This window comes from Delftia sp. (assembly GCF_059499305.1).
In genome coordinates this window covers 908,167-926,773 of record NZ_JCABYI010000030.1, presented here as the reverse complement: position 1 = coordinate 926,773, position 18,607 = coordinate 908,167, and the positions used below count along the sequence as shown (strand labels likewise).

At 58.3% G+C, this 18,607-nt stretch carries 19 protein-coding genes; 7 read left to right on the top strand and 12 right to left on the bottom strand.

The genetic code is table 11. The annotated features are described in order from the left end of the window. Window positions 1–79: 79 nt before the first annotated feature. Genes purB through AC5I49_RS20850 form a run of 3 tightly spaced genes read left to right on the top strand, consistent with a single transcriptional unit; the run spans window position 80 to window position 3,131 of the window. Complete coding sequence (gene purB / locus AC5I49_RS20860) at window positions 80–1,459, top strand: adenylosuccinate lyase (RefSeq protein WP_016449379.1); 1,380 nt, start codon at window positions 80–82, stop codon at window positions 1,457–1,459. Continuing rightward, window positions 1,422–2,543, top strand: coding sequence for an acyltransferase family protein (locus AC5I49_RS20855; protein WP_047328053.1), 1,122 nt, complete (start codon window positions 1,422–1,424; stop codon window positions 2,541–2,543). The genes purB and AC5I49_RS20855 overlap by 38 nt, the downstream gene beginning before the upstream one ends. A 27-nt stretch (window positions 2,544–2,570) precedes the next feature. Continuing rightward, window positions 2,571–3,131 carry a YaeQ family protein gene (locus tag AC5I49_RS20850; RefSeq protein ID WP_017404069.1) on the top strand — a complete coding sequence of 187 codons (561 nt, stop codon included), beginning with the start codon at window positions 2,571–2,573 and terminating at the stop codon, window positions 3,129–3,131. A 29-nt stretch (window positions 3,132–3,160) separates the two neighbouring features. On the opposite strand, the gene AC5I49_RS20845 is transcribed toward AC5I49_RS20850, so the two are convergent. Both AC5I49_RS20845 and AC5I49_RS20840 read right to left on the bottom strand, forming a co-directional pair. Then, the gene (locus tag AC5I49_RS20845) at window positions 3,161–3,850 is read right to left on the bottom strand and encodes an N-acetyltransferase (RefSeq protein WP_495789828.1); all 690 of its coding nucleotides are present in this window, start codon (window positions 3,848–3,850) and stop codon (window positions 3,161–3,163) included. A 377-nt stretch (window positions 3,851–4,227) separates the two neighbouring features. Beyond that, entirely contained in the window at window positions 4,228–4,659 is a 432-nt protein-coding gene (locus AC5I49_RS20840) for a DUF3717 domain-containing protein (protein ID WP_047474569.1), read from the bottom strand. Between the two features lie 508 nt (window positions 4,660–5,167). On the opposite strand from AC5I49_RS20840, the gene AC5I49_RS20835 reads away from it, so the two are divergent. From AC5I49_RS20835 to AC5I49_RS20825, 3 genes are all read left to right on the top strand, one after another. After that, window positions 5,168–5,908, top strand: a complete 741-nt coding sequence (locus tag AC5I49_RS20835; RefSeq protein ID WP_016449385.1) for a TerC family protein — start codon at window positions 5,168–5,170, stop codon at window positions 5,906–5,908. 134 nt (window positions 5,909–6,042) lie between these two features. Next, on the top strand, window positions 6,043–6,501 hold the full coding sequence (locus tag AC5I49_RS20830) for a hypothetical protein (RefSeq protein WP_016449386.1): 459 nt from the start codon (window positions 6,043–6,045) through the stop codon (window positions 6,499–6,501). Window positions 6,502–6,653: 152 nt separating this feature from the next. Continuing rightward, window positions 6,654–7,001: a phage holin family protein gene (locus tag AC5I49_RS20825; protein ID WP_012202791.1), complete on the top strand. Its 348-nt coding sequence runs from the start codon at window positions 6,654–6,656 to the stop codon at window positions 6,999–7,001. On the opposite strand, the gene AC5I49_RS20820 is transcribed toward AC5I49_RS20825, so the two are convergent. Then, window positions 6,975–8,600 carry a M48 family metalloprotease gene (locus tag AC5I49_RS20820; RefSeq protein WP_061288745.1) on the bottom strand — a complete coding sequence of 542 codons (1,626 nt, stop codon included), beginning with the start codon at window positions 8,598–8,600 and terminating at the stop codon, window positions 6,975–6,977. The genes AC5I49_RS20825 and AC5I49_RS20820 overlap by 27 nt on opposite strands. 152 nt (window positions 8,601–8,752) lie before the next feature. Between AC5I49_RS20820 and moaC the strand changes: the two genes are divergently transcribed. Next, the gene (gene moaC, locus AC5I49_RS20815; RefSeq protein ID WP_495789827.1) at window positions 8,753–9,238 is read left to right on the top strand and encodes a cyclic pyranopterin monophosphate synthase MoaC; all 486 of its coding nucleotides are present in this window, start codon (window positions 8,753–8,755) and stop codon (window positions 9,236–9,238) included. 16 nt (window positions 9,239–9,254) lie between these two features. Here the strand turns inward: moaC and tfpZ are convergent, their stop codons facing one another. From tfpZ to sucD, 9 genes are all read right to left on the bottom strand, one after another. Then, window positions 9,255–10,046, bottom strand: coding sequence for a TfpX/TfpZ family type IV pilin accessory protein (gene tfpZ, locus AC5I49_RS20810; protein WP_495789826.1), 792 nt, complete (start codon window positions 10,044–10,046; stop codon window positions 9,255–9,257). Beyond that, window positions 10,027–11,544: a spermine/spermidine synthase domain-containing protein gene (locus tag AC5I49_RS20805; protein WP_495789825.1), complete on the bottom strand. Its 1,518-nt coding sequence runs from the start codon at window positions 11,542–11,544 to the stop codon at window positions 10,027–10,029. The genes tfpZ and AC5I49_RS20805 overlap by 20 nt, the downstream gene beginning before the upstream one ends. A 3-nt stretch (window positions 11,545–11,547) precedes the next feature. Then, window positions 11,548–12,168: a fused MFS/spermidine synthase gene (locus AC5I49_RS20800; protein WP_495789824.1), complete on the bottom strand. Its 621-nt coding sequence runs from the start codon at window positions 12,166–12,168 to the stop codon at window positions 11,548–11,550. Window positions 12,169–12,210: 42 nt separating this feature from the next. Further along, entirely contained in the window at window positions 12,211–13,968 is a 1,758-nt protein-coding gene (locus AC5I49_RS20795; RefSeq protein ID WP_495789823.1) for a phosphoethanolamine transferase, read from the bottom strand. 58 nt (window positions 13,969–14,026) lie between these two features. Beyond that, window positions 14,027–14,578, bottom strand: coding sequence for a pilin (locus AC5I49_RS20790; RefSeq protein ID WP_495789822.1), 552 nt, complete (start codon window positions 14,576–14,578; stop codon window positions 14,027–14,029). A 222-nt stretch (window positions 14,579–14,800) separates the two neighbouring features. Beyond that, on the bottom strand, window positions 14,801–15,511 hold the full coding sequence (locus AC5I49_RS20785) for an FHA domain-containing protein (RefSeq protein WP_017405118.1): 711 nt from the start codon (window positions 15,509–15,511) through the stop codon (window positions 14,801–14,803). 248 nt (window positions 15,512–15,759) lie between these two features. Then, complete coding sequence (locus tag AC5I49_RS20780; RefSeq protein ID WP_047474588.1) at window positions 15,760–16,542, bottom strand: PP2C family protein-serine/threonine phosphatase; 783 nt, start codon at window positions 16,540–16,542, stop codon at window positions 15,760–15,762. A 294-nt stretch (window positions 16,543–16,836) separates the two neighbouring features. After that, window positions 16,837–17,529, bottom strand: a complete 693-nt coding sequence (locus AC5I49_RS20775; RefSeq protein ID WP_016449393.1) for a TerC family protein — start codon at window positions 17,527–17,529, stop codon at window positions 16,837–16,839. Window positions 17,530–17,694: 165 nt separating this feature from the next. Further along, a complete protein-coding gene (gene sucD / locus AC5I49_RS20770) occupies window positions 17,695–18,588 on the bottom strand; it encodes a succinate--CoA ligase subunit alpha (RefSeq protein ID WP_016449394.1) in 894 nt (297 codons plus the stop codon). Between the last annotated feature and the right edge of the window lie 19 nt (window positions 18,589–18,607).

Below are 18,607 nucleotides of genomic sequence, written 5' to 3'. Positions count from 1 at the left end.
GGGCAGCAGATTCTATGCGCTGCCCGGCGATCTCCCCCTCGGCCCCCGTTTTTGCCGCGCGCACCTACAATCACGGCCCATGAATCTGCCGCACATCTCCGCCCTGTCCCCGCTCGACGGCCGCTACGCCGCCAAACTGTCTCCTCTGCGCCCGATCATGAGCGAGATGGGATACATGCACCGCCGCGTGCAGGTGGAGGTGACCTGGTTCATCGCCCTGTCGGATGCCGGCTTTGCCGAGTTCAAACCCCTGTCCGAAGGCGCGCGCGTCTATCTGCAGGACCTGGTGAAGAACTTCTCCGAGGCCGATGCCGTGGCCATCAAGGACATCGAAAAGACCACCAACCACGACGTCAAGGCCGTGGAGTACTGGATCAAGGGCAAGTTCGACGGCCGTCCCGAGCTGCTCAAGGCCGCCGAATTCGTGCACTTTGCATGCACCAGCGAAGACATCAACAACACCAGCCACGCGCTGCAACTGCGTGCCGGCCGCGACAGCGTGCTGCTGCCCGCAATCTCCGGCATCACGGCCAAGCTGCGCGAGATGGCCCATGCCTATGCTGCCGTGCCCATGCTCAGCCGCACGCACGGCCAGACCGCCAGCCCCACCACCGTGGGCAAGGAAATCGCCAACGTGCTGGTGCGCCTGGAAAAGGCCTCTGCCCGCATCGCCGAGGTCAAGCTCCTGGCCAAGATGAACGGCGCCGTCGGCAACTACAACGCCCACCTTTCCGCCTGGCCCGAGTTCGACTGGGAAGCCTTCAGCAAGAACGTGATCGAGTCGCCCGAGCCCCAGGGTCTGGGCCTGAGCTTCCAGCCCTACTCGATCCAGATCGAGCCGCATGACTACATGGCCGAGCTGTTCGACGCCATCGCGCGCGCCAACACCATCCTCATCGACTTCTCGCGCGATGTCTGGGGCTATGTGTCCCTGGGCTACTTCAAGCAGCGCCTGAAGGCCGGCGAGATCGGCTCCTCGACCATGCCGCACAAGGTCAACCCCATCGACTTCGAGAATGCCGAAGGCAACCTGGGCCTGGCCAACGCCCTGCTCAAGCACCTGGCCGAAAAGCTGCCCATCTCGCGCTGGCAGCGTGACCTGACCGATTCGACCGTGCTGCGCAACATCGGCGTGGCCATGGGCTATGCCACGCTGGCCTACAGCTCGCTGATGACCGGCCTGAACAAGCTCGAACTCAACGAAGAGCGCCTGCAGGAAGACCTGGACAACGCCTGGGAAGTCCTGGCCGAGCCCATCCAGACCGTGATGCGCCGCTACGGCGTGCAGGGCGCCTACGAAAAGCTCAAGGAAGTCACGCGCGGCAAGACCGTGCAGGCCGAAGACCTGCACCGCCTGATCAACGGCCTGGAAATCCCCCAGGCCGACAAGGACCGCCTGCTGGCCATGACGCCTGCCTCCTATGTGGGCAAGGCGGCTGAGCTGGCGCGCCGCGTCTGAGTTGGTGCAAGTGGCCCTAGGGGCTGGGACTGCCCTGCGCTCCAATAATTTCGACGCATTCAGGCTGCTGGCAGCCTTGCTGGTCATCTGGAGCCACCAGTTCGCGGTCCTTGGGTTACCGATCCCAAAGCTGCTTTACGACGAGCCTGGGGCCGTGGGCGTCGTCATCTTTTTTGCCATCAGCGGCTATCTGGTGACGCTATCCTGGCTGGCAGATCCCCATCTGGGTCGATTCGCTACTCGCAGGGTGCTGCGTATATGGCCGGGTCTGACCGTGGCTGTGGCCCTGTGTGCCCTGGTGCTGGGGCCGCTGGTGAGTTCGATCCCCTTGAGGGTGTATCTGGAGCAGCCGCTGACCTGGGGATATTTCAGCAATCTCTGGCTGCAGATTCGATATGAGCTGCCTGGCGTATTCGAGATGAATGTGATCCGCGCCGCAGTCAACGGGCCGCTGTGGACCATTCCACTGGAGGTCGGCTGCTATGTGATGCTGGCTGTGGCGGGCGCTCTGGGCTTGCTGCGTTGGCGCTATACCGCACCCTTGGTCTTTGTGGCATTGATGGTGGCGCTGTGGCGGCGTTACAGCATCGAGCCTGGCGAGCCCATTCCTGAATGGTCGTTCGCGCTGCAGTATGCGATGGTGTTCTCGCTTGGCGCCACGCTGGCGTGCTGGCGCCATCTCTGGATCTCCCGGCGGATGCTGGCCCTTGCCTTATTGCTGGCCGGCTGCGTGCTGCTGCATGCCAAAGGACCTCTGATCCTGGTGCTGCAAGCGCCTTTGCTGGCAATGGCCGTGCTCGCGGTGATACTGGGCTCCGCCAGCACACCCCTGCTGCGACAAGCTGGTCGCTTTGGTGATTTGTCTTACGGCCTGTACATTTACGCCTTTCCCGTTCAACAGACAGTGGTCTGGTACTTTTCAGGCCGGATCGGTTTTGGAGCGGCGCTGGCCTGCAGTCTTGTGGGGGCTGGCCTATTGGCGATGCTGTCCTGGCACCTTGTTGAAAAGAAGGCGCTGGTCTTCAAGCCACGCAAGCCGGCTGTCTCATCCTCCCTCGATATTCCTGCGCATCTGTCCTCCTGATGGCCATGCGCTGTCCCTGGTTTTCTCATGGCCCTCAAATCCACCATCTTCAAGGCGAACCTGTCCATCGCCGACATTGACCACGGCTACTACGCCGACCATGCGCTGACCCTGGCTCGCCATCCCAGCGAAACGGACGAGCGCATGATGGTGCGCCTTGTGGCCCTGGCCCTCAATGCCCACCAGCTCAGCGACATGTGCAACGGCGACGGCACGCTGGCCTTTGGCGCGGGCCTGTCCGATCCCGAGGACCCCGATGTCTCGCTGACCGACTTCACGGGAGCCAAGCGCCTGTGGATCGAGGTCGGCCAGCCCGAGGAAAAGCCCATCGCCAAGGCATGCAACAAGTCCGATGCCGTAGTGCTCTACGCCTTCCACCATGCGGCGGAAGTCTGGTGGAAAGGCCTGGAAGGCAAGCTGGCACGACTGAACAAGCTGCAGGTCTGGCGGATTCCCTCCGAAACCTCCCAGTCGCTGGCGGAGCTGGCCGAGCGCAGCATGCAACTGCAGGCCACCATCCAGGAAGGCGCATTGACGCTCAGCAGCAATCTAGGCACGGTCTTCATCGAGCCGCTGCGCTGGAAGTAGCCGGGCACTGGCCCAAGCAAGCCACTGTCTCAGTCAGGCAACTGCATCCGGACGGCCTGGGCGAAGGACTCCACCGTCCAGCCCGCGCCCAGCAGCATGCGGCGAGTGGACAGCCGGTCCATGACATCGTCGGGCACATTGCAGCCCAGATGGATCAGCGACTTGCTCTCCGTGATGCCCACATAGCGGCCGTCATACCTGCGCGCCAGATGGTTCCACAGGCCGTGGGCACCCGGCGACTGGCGTGCGCCGCTGACGAGGCAGGTGCCCGTATCGAGCACGCTGCGGTAGACGGCGCTGGCGATGCCGCGCCGCTGGTAGTCCGGCGCAAAGCGCGAATGGGGCGAGCGCACGCGGCGGTCGGTGCGCTTGTCCACTTCGACCAGGCGATTGAACACCGTGTAGCCGGCCAGGCAGCGCCGCTCCATATCCTCCACGTAGGCAAACCATTCGCCGTCGGCCTCCCGCCAGTGCAGCTGGAACTGCGGATCGTGAAGCGGACGTCGCTCCAGGCCGTGCAGCTTGTTGCCGGGCTGGTACAGGCGCTCATGAATGGCTTCGAGCTCGCCCTCCACCAGCGGCTGCATCACGTCGATGCGCAGTTCGGTGACGTGGTGCGGCCGCAAGCGGGCCGAGGCGCGATGCGCCACGGCATCACGCAGATGGCGCCAGAGGGTGGAAAACGAGGGCCCGGCTGGGGCAAAGGCTAGACAGGTCACGGCAAAGCTCGCTTTGTCGGCAGGCCTTGTGGCCCTGCAGACGCGTGAAAACCCAACCGCCTTCAGTTTCAAGGTGAAGGCGGCGCAAGAAGAGCGGATTCAGTGAAGCGACGCTGCCCGGTTCCGCGCAGGGCAGCGCATCAAGACCGTGCGGCCTGTCTGGGGCCGATGTTCAGCCGCGCTGCATCGCGCTCGCGCAGGCGAGCGGCCGTGGCAGGCCAGGCCTTGCCGGCTGGCACGCGCGTGCTCCCCGCATCACTTGCCGTGAGGCGCATGCAGGGACGGGGGCGGCGGTGGCTGGAAGCGGCGGTCTGCAGCATGGGGACTGATGTTAGGCCGCCTGCAACATCGCACTGGTTCGGTGCGATATACGGCAATCAGCTGGGTTTGCGCGATATGTCCGCGCGCTCGGCCGCACGCTCTGCATAGCGGGTAAAGCGCCAGGAGTCGCCTTCTGTCGTGATCCTGCGCCATACGGCACGCTTCTGTGGTGGCTCCATGGCGGTCCACATCTGCACTTCGTCGAAGCTGCGGCCACAACCCTTGCATTTCTCGTCGCCCTGGCTGGTGGAGCAGATGGCGATGCAGGGCGTATCGGGGGTCGTGTCGTACCAGGCCAGCCAGGCTGCCATGGCGTGCGAGGGAAAGCCCTCAACCTGCACTTCGGTCTCATGCCAGAAGATCATCAGCGCGTACACCTCGGCCAGGGCCCGTACTTCGGGCTGCAGCAGCACACCATCCGGGGACGGGTGGCGCTCTCGCCAGTAGTTGATGGCGGCTTCGATATCGGTGATGTGCAGTGCGGTCATGGACGGGCAAGGGGAAGGGACAGCGATGATAAGGCGCATGCCAGTCCTCGGCCGGGCACTGCTGCAACACTCCATCAGCTTCAGGGTTGCTATGAATAGTGAAGCGTTGGGGGCAGATGTATAAAAGGAGTGCGGGATGTGTTGCTTGTGCTTTCCGTGGAATTGAAGGGTTTTTTCACTTGCGTGCCGCAGCGGCTTTGTGTTGCAATCCGCAGGTTCGAAGGGGAGTAGCTCTCTGCCGGCAGGGGTGGTTGCAAAGCCACCGCGCCGGCATCGGAATGGTCGTCAATACGAAGCGCAAGCTTCCGGCCTTCCGGGCTGCGGTGCATACCGCAGCCGAGCAAGACCTTTGATGGACCTGATGACGGTCGATCAAGGTGTTCTCCCCTGAGCCAGGCATGTCCTTGCCCGGGTAGGCGCTGTGTCGTCGCATCGGTCTTTCTGTGCTGGTGGGTGTTTCTCCAGGAGGGAGGAGTTCCCGCCGGCCGTACTCAACAGCGAGGACCTTATGGACTTGGACTTTCTGACTCACGCCCCGTTCTGGGTGGCCCTGGGCCAAATCATCATCATCGACATCCTGCTGGGCGGGGACAACGCGGTCGTGATCGCGCTGGCCTGCCGCAAGCTGCCGCCCGCGCAGCGCAAGAAGGGCATCATCTGGGGCACGGCTGGCGCCATCATCCTGCGCGTCATCCTGATCGCCTTCGCGATGACGCTGCTGGCGCTGCCCTTCCTGAAGTTTGTCGGCGCACTGCTGCTGGTGTGGATCGGTATCAAGCTGATTGCGCCTGATGAAGATGGCCATGACAACATCCAGGGCAGCGACAAGCTGCTGGCGGCCATCAAGACCATCATCGTCGCCGACCTGGTGATGAGCGTGGACAACGTGATCGCCATCGCCGGCGCCGCACAGAGCTCGGGCGAACACCAGCTGCTGCTGGTCGTGCTGGGTCTGTTGATCTCCATCCCCATCATCGTCTGGGGCTCGCAGCTCGTGATCAAGCTGATGGAGCGCTTCCCCATCATCATCGTGGCCGGCGGCATGCTGCTGGGCTGGATTGCCGGCGGCATGCTGGTCACCGACCCCGTCTTCGCCAATACGGAGAAGTGGGACTGGATGGTCAAGCTGCCCCAGACCGACATGCTCAAGTACGGTGCCAGCGTGTTCGGAGCCCTGCTGGTGCTGGCACTGGGCAAGTACATCGCTTCGCGCCGTCCTGCTCCCAAGGCGGATGCCCACGGAGCTTGATTTCCTGAAAAGTTGAGGTTGGCGCCGGGTTGGCCTGTCTGGCCTCCCGCGCCGATTCGCGACAATCCAGTGCAAGGGCGGCTTTGACCGCCCGCCTGTCCCACCCCGCAAACCCAGTTCGACAAGGACTTGCTTTGAACCCCATCATCGTCTACGTGGATGACGCTTCCTACGCTCTGCCTCTGGTCCAGGCCCTGGCCGCCTCGCCGCAGGCCCAGTCCTCGCACTGGTTGCTGGTGGCCTGCGCACCGCGCATAACCCACCGTGTCAGCAAATGGGTGAGCCACAGCGCACGCGAAAGCTGGCGCGGCAAGTGGGCCGACAAGCTGTTTGCCCAGTTGCTGCCGGTGTTCGGTGACAGTGCAGGCCGAATCACGCCGGTGCTGGCCAAGGGGCCGCTGGCCGAACTGGTGGCCCAGCTCCAGCAGGAGCATGGCGCGGCCCAGATCGTCGATGCGCGCCGCCCCAAGCAGGAAGCCACGGCCCCAGCCGTGGCGCCTGCAGCCCCGCTGGGTCGGCGCTGGAATCTTCCGGGAACGCTGGCGGCCATCGGCGCGCTGATGGGCCTGGTGTTCGAGGAAGCGATGGTCTAAAGGCTTGCATCTGCCTGGCTGCTCTGGTCAGGCGATCACTGTCAGGACGGCATCCCGGAAAACGGGATGCCGTTTTTCATGGAGTTCTCCGGTCCACGGTTCCCAGTGCGCCGCCTCAACCCGGATCTGCCGGCTGCTGCTATGCTGCCCGCATGAAAATCCTGATCAAATGGCTGCTCAGCGCCGGTGCCCTGCTGGTCGTGGCCTATCTCTATGGTGGCGTGCAGGTCAACAGCTTCAGCTCGGCCATGATCGCGGCGCTGGTCATCGGCCTGCTCAACGCGGTGCTGCGGCCCATCCTCGTGGTGCTGACGCTGCCCGTGACCATCGTGACGGTCGGGCTGTTTCTCTTCGTGGTCAACGGACTGATGTTCTGGGCAGCCTCGGGCCTGCTCAGCGGCTTTCATGTCGCGGGCTTCTGGGCGGCCATGCTGGGCGCGCTCATCTACTCGCTGCTGGGCCTGGCCATCGAGTCACTTCTCGCGCGCCTGTTCCCTTAGCAGCTCCTCCACGGCACGCAGCCGCGTGTCCACGATGGAGGCTTCAATGAAATCCACCTTGGGCCCGCCCTTGCGGGCCAGTTCCTGCGCTGCCTTGAAGCGATCCACCGCGGCCGCATAGTCGTAGTGCGCGACCTGGGCCTCGGCCTCGGCGCGCAGCGCGCGCAGCTCCTGGCCCTGAGAGCGCTGAACCTGGGCCAGCAGTTGCCAGGCGCTGGCATCGCGCGGGTGGTCCGTCACCCAGGTCTGCAGCGGGCCTGCCATGCTGGCGGCGCCCTGCTCGCGCAGCAGGATCTGTGTGCGCATCAGCAGCTCGGGCCGGCGCACCGCACGGCTTTCGACCACATTGACTGTGGCCAGACTGGGGCCGCTTTCCGTTGTCTTGGCGGGGACGGATTCCGTGGGACTGGCCTGGGCAGGTGCGGCTGCAGGCAGGTAGAGCGGTGGCAACGCCTGCAACGCGGCGCCGGGCTTGCCGGCTGTCAGCTCCAGTTCGGCCTGCAGCAGCTTGGCCTGCCGCAGGGCGCCGGGATCGGCGGCCGTGGCCGCTTGAAGGCGCCCGGACATTTCCCGCGCCTCGGCCCAATCGCGCAATTGCACGGCGCTCAGCGTGGCGGCATACAACTGTGCCACCTGCTGGGTCGGTGTTTGGCTCCCAAAGCTGGTGGAGCGGGGCAGCTCGGCCCACTGGCGCAGCACGTCCACGCCCGGGCGCGACAGCACGCGGGCCCGTGCGGCCATCATCACGTGTTCCAGGGAAGGGGCGGGCGCGGGCGCAACGCCGCGCGGCAGGCGTGAATGCATGTCGGCCATGCGCTCCGTGGTCAGCGGATGGCTGCGCAGATAGGGCCAGCTGCCGTTGTCATTGAGCCGATTGGCCTGCTGCAGCTTGTCGAACATGGTGACAAAGCCCTGAGGCGCAAAGCCCGCAGGCGCCATCAAGCCATAACCCATGCGGTCGGCCTCGCGCTCCATGTCGCGAGAGAAGTTCAGCTGGTTCTGCACGGCCAGCGCCTGGCCGCCCATCATCATCGCCATGGCGGCATCCGGGCTGCGGCTGGCGGCCAGGGCGCCCAGGATCATCGAGCCGATCATCAGCGGCGTCTGCTTGCCCTGCTGGGCAATGAGCCGCGCAATGTGGCGCTGCGTGACGTGGCTCAGCTCATGCGCCAGCACCGACGCCAGCTCGTCGCGCGTGCTGACCACTCCGATCAGTCCCAGGTGCACTCCCAGATAGCCGCCGGGCAGCGCAAAGGCGTTGACCGAGCGGTCCCGCCCCAGCAGGATCTCCCAGGCAAAGCGCTCTTCCAGCTCGTCCGACAGCTCGCCCCGCGTGCGCGCCGCATCGACCAGGTGCTGCCAGATGCCTTCCACATACTCCTGCAGTACCGCATCGTCGATGTAGTCCGGATCGCGGTACAGCGAGCGGATGATGCGGTCACCCAGGCGCCGCTCGTCACTGGTCGTCGTGGCTGCGCCATCGCCCAAGGTGGGCAGGCGCAACTGGGCCTGTGCGGGTGCATGCGTTGCGATGGTGAGAGAGGCCGCCAGCAGCTGCAGGCCAACGGCGATACGTGTCTTCAGGCGTGATGGGCGCATGGGCAGGTAAGAACCAAGGGGCCGGGCCCGTGCATAGTCACGGGGCGGTGGAACACCCCACTATGATGCCTCGGTTCGCCGAACGTTCATGGCAGGACTGACCAGCGTGTCGGGACTGGCGTAGACCGGCCCGTGCATTTTCAGGAGTTTCCATGTCTTCCCTCACCCACTTCGATGCCCAGGGCCAGGCCCACATGGTCGATGTCGGCGCCAAGCCCGCAACCCACCGCATCGCGGTCGCCGAGGGCCGCATCACCATGCAGCCCGAAACCCTGGCCATCATCCAGAGCGGCACGGCCAAGAAGGGCGACGTGCTGGGCATCGCGCGCATCGCCGCCATCATGGCTGCCAAGAAGACCAGTGACCTGATACCGCTGTGCCATCCGCTGGCGTTGACGCGGGTGGCGGTGGAGTTTGAGCTGTTGCCAGATGCGTCTGCTGTCCTTTGTATTGCAACGGTGGAAACGGTGGGGCCTACCGGTGTCGAAATGGAGGCCCTGACCGCCGTCCAGGTGGCCCTGCTCACGATTTATGACATGTGCAAGGCGGTAGACAAAGGCATGGTGATGGGAAGCGTGAGGGTGAAGGAGAAGCGCGGAGGCAAATCTGCAGATTTTCTCTTGAATTTGGCTGAATAGTAGATTGTCATTGGTGTCAAAAGGAGTCTAGATCAATAAAACCTACCGGAGTCGCTGTGCTGGAGTCCAATAACGCTGTCCATGCATTTTTTCTGGATATTAGTGGAAGATAGAGTATTTTTTCTTGCGATAGTCCTGTTTGTTGTATCTTCTTGTTTATTAATTCTACTTTTCCGGGAAATTTCTCCTTCAGTTGTTTTATGGAGTTTGCCTCTTTTAAAATTTTAGGATTTGCTTGAGAATATTCTTGCCAGAGGCCGGGTTGTACAGATTGGGGAATCCCATTTAATGCAAGCATTGTGGAGTCCAGTGCCTCGACTCCCTGCAAGGGGCGCAATGAAATAAGAGCAGGTCCCGTCAAAGGAAGGCGCCTGAATTTTTCAGGTGCTTGCTTTAGCATTTCTGGATCTATATCTGCCGCATGTACAACAGCCAAGCGGTGATACTCAAAGACCAAATATACGGGGCGCGCACTATATGCCGTCCAAATTCCAAAAGAAAGTGCTGATACTTGCATTGTGGCAATAATGCAAAAATCTGAGAATAGCTCTTTGAATGATTTATTTCTGTTGAAAATTATCAGTGTTATGAGAGGTCCCAATACGACGTCGACTATGGTAATAATGGTCAGTAATTCGCGCCCTCCCGATATTTCGCGGTAGGGGTAGGGATACCACAGTGTTAGAAGTAAGGTTGCCAATATCCCAGCGATGGCGATGCTGGCTAATAGATGGACGAGACTAGCCTTTATTTTATCTCGCCAAAATATTCTTTTAAACTCAGTGTTTTTAATATAGTTTTCTTCCATACTTGAACTCTGTGATCATATTTTTGTCAGTTACTACTTCTAGAGGCCTGTCGATAGCGAATTTTGCCTGCTCAATAGTAATAAAAGGTCGGTCGAGAAAAAGTTTTGGCGTCGTTGAATCTTTCTTGAAAAATGGCTGCTCATTTAGCAGAATTTTCTTGTAGCCTTCCAGAGCCTGCGGAGAAGATTTCATGTCCCGGAAATCGTAATTTCCTGCATAGACAAAGTTGTCGTAACGGTAAGCGTGGCTAAAAACTTTGCTCGCAGTAAAGAATGTGTCGTTAGATCCTGTAGAGTTGAACGCTAGAATGGACTTTTGTGTCATATGCGGCTTCAGCAGCCTCAGGAATTCTTCGGACAAAAGTAGACTGGAGTTGGCGCGCCAATGCCAAGTGTTATTCATTACGACAAGATCATATTTAATATCTGAGTGCATTCTCAGCCATCGACGGGCATCGTCTATTATGATGTTTACCCTTGGATCTTTGATTGCTTGATTTTGTAACGGGTAACTATGTGCGGCCTGGATATATCCAGGGTTTATTTCTATAACATCAATCAGTTCCACGCCTGCGAATTCATTGATCAACGCAAGCCATGTCCCAATGGACAGGCCAATCATAAGTACCCTTTTAGGTTCTGCATGCAATGCGCTCAAAAGCAATGGTCGATGCAATCCGTTTGTGTTTTTCTCGGGATCAAGATTGGTTCTTCCATCATATACATTGCCGCCAAAAACCAGGTCGTCATTCTTTTGCCCCTGAAAAAGGGTGATGATTCCATGTCGGTTTTCTATGATGGTTGTCGCGCGATTGCCATTGGATGAGAGTTGTTGAATAAATTCTTGAGGGCTCTTTGTTATTGTCAGGTTTATAGTAATAAATGCCGCGGTACCAGTGATTATAATGGCTTTAGTTTGCGCTTTCTTTATGCATTTCAACGATAGGAAAAAGGCTGCTGCTGATAGCTGGATCAATGCGATTATTTGGAAACACTTTTGCAATGTGAAATGATCGAGCAGTATGTAGCCAGTGACTATTGGGCCTAATGCTCCTCCTAATACATTGGATGTATAGACCAATGCCAGTTTACGGCCCTGTTTTTCACGGTTTTTGTTTGATCCTAGGTGGTGAGCAATTGGGAAGATAAATGCCAATATAGATGACGACAGCGCAATAGTGATTAAGTCTACTGATGGGTTGTGAACACCTTCAGATATTAAGTAGGAAAAGGTTCTGGGGAGTAGAGTAGTGCAAGCTGCAGAAAGCAAAAGAGCGTATACGCTTAGCAGCCAGATACTATTTTCTGTCTTCCCCTGGTGGCATGCTTTGCTGCCAATATGTGCTCCTATTGCTATGCCAAAAAGGTAGGCTGCGAGTACAAAGCCAAATGCCGCAGGGGTTGATTGGTTTGCAAAGCTATATAAGCGTACCCATAGAATTTCCAGACTGAGGCTTGCGAATCCACATATGAATGAAAGAAGTGCAGGGTAATTCATTTCTTATGACTTTCGATTCAATTCCGCGCCGTATATCGATGCCAGTGCGAGGATTGATACAAGAATATTGCCGCCTACTCCAATCAAGATTACTTGATCCAAAGACCATCGTGGGAGTAATGCAAAAGGCACAAGTGCTGCGCCAGCGGCCGCTCCCAGTGTGTTAGAGAAATATAGATTTCCTATGGATAATCCTATGTTTTGAAGTTTTTCATTGAATACGATCGTTAGCAAGGGAAGAGTTATTCCCATCAGGATCGTTGGGAAGATGAGAAAGAGTACACATGAGAAAGCACTGATTGCGCTGCCGCTTGATGTATGGCTACCTAGTATTGATTCTATCCAAGCCAACATTGATATGGAGAAAAATCCGTATGCGGCAATCGATATCTCTGCTGCGATGTAAAGGCCCAGACGGGATTTGGGGTAACTGTCAGCCAGCCTCCCGCCCAGCATTCCTCCTATGCCGATGCCGAGCATGAAGATTGACACGATGATGGTTATGGAATCGATGTCCACACCAATCACTCCATAAAGGCTGCGCTGCCAGCACGTTTGATAAATCAAAGCGCTGGATCCAGAGATGAAAAAGCTGAAAAGCAGAGAGATATCTGTGATTTTCAAGGAAGTTATTCTGTTCATCAGAGCTCAATCTATTCTTTGCGTTCAGTTGGATGCTAAAAGGCAGGGGTTTGTTTTTTTGGCCAAATCGAAATCGATTAATTTCCCGCTGCTGACAGCTATGATTCGACGATTTTCCTTAATAGGTGTTGTTAGAAAACTCTCGTTCGGCAGGCCATCTTTTATTTGAATTCCTGATAAATCTAGAATTGTAGAGAAAACCGCCTTGGTTGAATATGGTTGCTCGGTATTTTTTAGAATTCTAGACCATTGGTCATTATTTTGATCTCGGAATTCTTGACTAGACCACAGAAATGCAGGGACGTGGAAGGATGTTTCACTGACGCGACTGGCTCCTTTCGCTTTACAGCGTCCTTGTGGAAGATCGACTCCATGATCGGAAAAGTAAGCGATGATGCTTTTTTTCTTTGTTTTCTGCGTGAGTTCTATTACTTGATCAAGAATATAATCGGTGTAAAAAATGCTGTTGTCATAGTGATTAATATCATTCGATTGTTTTTCTGATATCTCGTCATCCTTATTTGACAAAATTTCCGATTTAAATTTATTGAATTCTTCTGGATATCTCAGCTCGTATTCAAAATGACTGCCTAATAGATGCATCACGATGATGTGGCGTCCAGGTAGTGCCAGAATATCTTCCAGGGGTTTAAGTAAAACTTCATCATGATTGCTTCTGCCTGCATAGGTGCCCGGATTTAGAAAGCGCACATCTGAAGCATCCTTGGCGTAGACGCTGATGGACGTGTCATGTTGCCCAAGAGGGGCTTGGTTGGAAATCCAGTGTGTGGAATATTCAACCTCTGAAAATGCCTTCAAAAAGGATGGCTCTGCATTCCAGTCAATGGAGTTGCCTGGCGTGAGAAGCGGGCGTCGTGATAGAACTCCGGGTATTGCTGTGCGTGTTGCAGATGAGAGTGATACAACATCAGAAAAGAAGGCAATGCCATCACGTTTCTGAAGTGCTGGAGTGGTTTCTCTGGAGTATCCAAAAATGCCCCAATGAGATGCGCTGGCGGACTCGCCTATTACGACAATCGCAATATCTGGCGAGCTTGGCAAATTATCTTGCCATGCACCGAGGGATTTTCCAATTAAGGTTTTTCTGGCGTCAGCCATCTTTTTATGCTGGACAATGAATCGTTCGCCGAAATAGAGAAGATTCATCGGAAAGACATCTGACCACTGTGCAAGCCAGCTTCCCTTAAATTCATCATCAAAATAAGATGGTGGGGTGATCTCTTGAGGGTGTAGGGGGTCTATGTCTTGTTTTATCCAAGAAAATATAAATAAAAAAGGTAAAAATATCGCAATGAACCAATATCTTGATTTATGATGCCAATATATATTTATCTTTCCCGTGGAGCAGAGGGCTAGTGAAAATAATATGAATATCACGCATAGTGGAATGATGGTTGAACCATATGTTTGAAGCAGGTTTGTGCTTTCTGCAATGTTGCTTTCCCATACTAGGGCGATAATGTGCTCGTTGATGGGCGTTCCATAGTGTATTCTCGTCCAAAGCTCGACGGGAAGAAGCATTGCCAAGGGAATGCTGATCAATAATAAGCGCTTGCTGCTCCCGCATAGCGCAGCAACCATGATCCAAAAAATGCTGCCGAGCCCGATGGCTTCCAAGTATCTGATATATCCGGCTTCTGTTGGTTCAAATGGGGTTAGTGTATTCGGAAGCCAAAGCAGCAATAAGGCAGAAAATTGTATGAATAGAGCTAATTGTTTTTTGTACTTTTGATTATTTTGCTGTTTTTCAGTATTTTCCACGGCTCGACTCTCAAAAGAAAACGGCCCCTAAGGGGCCGTTTAAATACTGCTCAATTAATTAGGAGGAAGCAGCACCTTGTGTGTCCTTGCAAGAACCGGGCAGATACTTGACTGGCATGGGATTGACCGCGGCAGGACCACACTTCCAAGAAGTGATGACCTTGCCACCGTCGGCTGAGGCCGAAAGCACCGTACCTGCGGCAGAGCCTGTGCCATCGACGTAGGGCACCATGGCAACAGAGTTCTTGGTTGCAGATGTATCGCCCTTGAGAGACGTCTCGTCACCAACAACAGTAATGACGCCATTGGCATCCGTATCGACAGACTTCACAAATTTCGTCCGAGTCTTGATGGCGGCGGACGCATCAGCCGCCGAGCCCGAAGAGCAGGAGTGTTGCAGCGAAGTCTTCATGTCTGCGTCAGGGGCAGAGCTCACAGCCTCACTGATGGTGGTCCGGCAGGACGAGGCAGCCAAAATGACTTCAGATGCACGTGCGCGGATCGTGTAATCCTGATAAGCCGGCAGCGCAACGGCTGCCAAAATGCCGATGATCGCCACAACGATCATCAATTCGATCAAGGTAAAACCTTGCTGGATGGAACGCTTCATGAACTTCTCCTCATAGGGGTTGATTGCATGCTCTACTGAGCAAGAGCCGTGCCAGTCGCTCCAGGGGGCCAAGGTCCAAGTCTATGTATGGTTTGGTTGCAACTGACACGGTTGGACGCCATTCTCTGACAAATTGATCCACTTGTTGTGACGTTTTTGTCAGAGATCGTGCGCTTGCTACAGACGTCACGCGAAGTTTGTCGGCGGGGTCGAGCCGGTCCCTCACGCCACCAGGAACTGCATCTGCGTGCCTGCCAGCTCCACCGTGTCTCCGTGCTGCAGTGGCATGGGGCGGCGGCCGATTTCCTGGCCGTTGAGCTTGAGGCTGAGGGCATCACCTTCCAGCTGGGCGAGCACGAAGCCGTGGTGCTTCTGGGTGATGGAGGCGACGGCCACGCCGGGCTTGCCCAGTGTAGTGACGACTTTGACCAGCGGGACTTCGCGGCCGGCGGCGTTGCCGTTGAGCATGCGGATGGCAGCCTGGCGTGTGGCCAAGCCGGCCATCGAAGGCGGCAGGGTGTGGTCGAAGCCTGAGGGGGTCTGGGTGCTGAACTGCGATGGCAGGTCTTCCGCCAAGGGGGCTGGGCGGGTTGCCTCCACTGCTGCGGCAATGGCCGCCAGTGCCGAGCGCGAGGAGGCGCTGACCTGCTGCTGCACGAAGCGGATCTTGTACTTGCCGATGTCCAGCAGGTCGCCGTGGTTCAGGGTCTGGCGCAGTATGGGCTGGCCGTTGACATAGGTGCCATTGGTGCTGCGCAGGTCTTCGATGATGACGGCACCGTCGACGATGCTGAGCACGGCATGCTCCCCGCTGACCGCGAGGTTGTCGATGACGATGTCGTTGTAGGGGCGGCGTCCCAGCGTGGTGCGCTCCTTGGTCAGCTGCACTTCCTTGATGACGGCGCCGTCGATGGAGATGACCAGGGTCGGCATGCTCAAAATTCCTTTGTTATGCCCGGCTTGCACTGCACTGGGTGATCCGGAGCTGGGGTCTATCCAACTATTATGTCTGCGGCCCGGGCACGCCGGAGTCCGTCATCGTATTTGATACAGGCTATGGCTTGTCTTTGACCGATTGTTGGGTGCGCAATCATTTTTGACAATTGGAACCTGGGGTTTTTGTGCACGCAAGCGCGTCCATCGGATGGGTTCTGCCGTCGATCCCTGCGCTCTGTCTGGGCTCAATCGATGGCAGCGCAGGCGGCAGAGGGCGGGTTGGCCTGGAGTTCGATGAGCGCTGCGCTGATGTTGTCGTTTCCGCCTGCTTCATTGGCGGCCGTGAGCAGCGAGGTCAGCAGCACGGGCAGCGGGCTGGACTGCTTGAACAGGGCGGCAATGGCGTCGTCATCGAGCATGTCGGTAAGGCCGTCGGAGCACAGCAGGATGCGGTCGCCAGGCTGCAGCGGCCATTCATTGAAGTCGGGTGTGACGTCCTGGGTCACGCCCAGGGCCTGGGTGAGCAGGTGGCCCAGGCCGGACTGCCGGGCTTCGTGGTCCTGGATGCGGCCTGCGTCGATTTCTTCCTGGAGCCAGGTGTGGTCCCGGGTCAGGCGCAGCAGTTGGCCATCGCGCCATCCATAGGCCCGCGAGTCGCCGAGGTGGGCCAGCATCAGCAGGCCGGGCAGCAAAGCGGCTGCGATGACGGTGGTGCCCATGCCGCGGCAGCCGGGTGTTTCCTGGGCGGCGGTGAGGATGGCGGCGTTGGCCAGGTTCAGGGCATTGGCAAGTGACTGCTGCAATTCCTGGCGGGCCTGCGGCGTGTTGGCCACGGGCGCCTCGGTGGTGGTGCTTTGCAGCGCCACGGATACCAGACTAATGGCCATGGCGCTGGCGACTTCGCCGGCGTTGTAGCCGCCCATGCCATCGGCCAGCACGGCAATGGGCCAGGGCTGGGCGCTGGGATGGATGGTGACGGCGTCCTCGTTGTTGTCACGGCGCCGGCCCACATCGGTGCGTGCAACCATGGCGCAGTACTGGGCAGGAGCTTCCTGCCGGGTGGGTTGGTCCGGGATTTGGGGGGCGCTGGGCATGGTGGCAAAGGACGGATTCGGCGGTGGTGCCATCAGTCCCTGGTGTGCAGATGCAATGGTGAAGACCGGTGCACAGCGTAAATGAAAACAGTGCGCGCAAGTGCCCGGAATGCGCGGGCGCAACGGCTCGTCAGCTTGACGCCACATCAAGATGGGTCCTCGCAAAGCAAAAACGCACTGCCGGGGCAGTGCGTTCGTGATGCGGCGAAGGTGCTGCCTGCGGCAGCGTCAGGCCTGGGCTGCGTGCTTTGCGCCTGAGCGCGCCTGCAGGAACTTGCCAATGCCCACGACCAGCACGGCGCCGGCTGCGGCCGCCACATAGTGCAGCCAGGGGTGGCTGATGGCGTAGCCGTGCAGCAGGCGGTCGTTGACGATGGTTTCTCCGCCGACCCAGCCGATCAGGGCGGCGCCCAGCGTGATGATGACGGGGAAGCGCTCCATGAGCTTGATCATCAGCGTGGAGCCGAAGATCACCAGCGGGATGCTGATGGCCAGGCCCAGGATCAGCAGGACCATGTTGCCCTGCGCAGTGGCGGCCACGGCGATCACGTTGTCCAGGCTCATCACCAGATCGGCGATCAGGATGGTGCGGATGGCAACCATCATGCTGCCATGGCCCTTGGATTCGCCTTCATCATCTTCTTCGCCGGTCAGCAGCTGCAGGCCGATCCACAGCAGCAGGCAGCCGCCCACGATCTGCAGGAACGACAGCTCCAGCAGCTTTGCCGCGACCACGGTCAGGATGATCCGCAGCACCACGGCGGCGCCGGAGCCGAACATGACGGCTTTCTTTTGCTGTGCGGGGGGCAGCGAGCGTGCTGCGAGGGCGATGACGACGGCGTTGTCGCCAGACAGGATGATGTTGATCCAGACGATCTTCAACAGGCCGATCCAGAAATCGGCGCTTTGCAGGTATTCCATGGTTTCTCCGCTGTTATGAGTTGAAAAGCGCCAGGGCGGTAGCCTCTGGCGCTTTTTCTTTTTTGGAGTCGTCAGTGTAGGGCGGACTTGCCGCCTTACCGATTCGTAATTCTGCGTAATTTCTTCCTGGAGCGAACCCTGGATGTCACGCAGAACCGGTGCCGCTTAGATCAGGCCCTTGAGCAGGCGGCCCATTTCGGAGGGATTGCGGGTGATGACGAAACCGCACTCTTCCATGATGGCCAGCTTGGCGTCGGCCGTGTCGGCACCGCCGGAGATCAGCGCGCCGGCGTGGCCCATGCGCTTGCCGGGAGGGGCGGTGACACCAGCGATGAAGCCGACGATGGGCTTTTTCATGTTGTCCTTGCACCAGCGGGCAGCTTCGGCTTCGTCGGGACCGCCGATTTCGCCGATCATGATGACGGCGTCGGTGTCGGGATCGTCGTTGAAGGCCTTCATCACGTCGATGTGCTTGAGGCCGTTGATCGGGTCACCGCCGATGCCCACGGCCGACGACTGGCCAATGCCCAGTTCGGTCAGCTGAGCCACGGCTTCGTAGGTCAGCGTGCCGGAGCGGCTGACCACGCCGACGCGGCCCTTCTTGTGGATGTGGCCGGGCATGATGCCGATCTTGATCTCGTCGGGCGTGATCAGGCCGGGGCAGTTGGGGCCCAGCAGCAGGGTGCGCTTGCCGCCTGCAGCTTCCTTGGCGCGCATCTTGTTGCGCACTTCCAGCATGTCACGGACGGGGATGCCTTCGGTGATGCAGATGGCCAGGTCCAGGTCGGCTTCCACGGCTTCCCAGATCGCGGCGGCAGCGCCTGCGGGGGGGACGTAGATCACGGAGACCGTGGCGCCCGTGCCTTGTGCGGCTTCCTTGACGGAGGCGTAGATTGGCACGTCGAAGATCTTTTCGCCGGCCTTCTTGGGGTTCACACCGGCCACGAAGCAGTTCTTGCCGTTCGCGTACTCGATGCATTTTTCCGTGTGGAACTGGCCCGTCTTGCCCGTGATGCCTTGGGTGATGACCTTGGTGTCTTTATTGATGTAGATAGACATGGTGTGTTCTCCGGGCCTG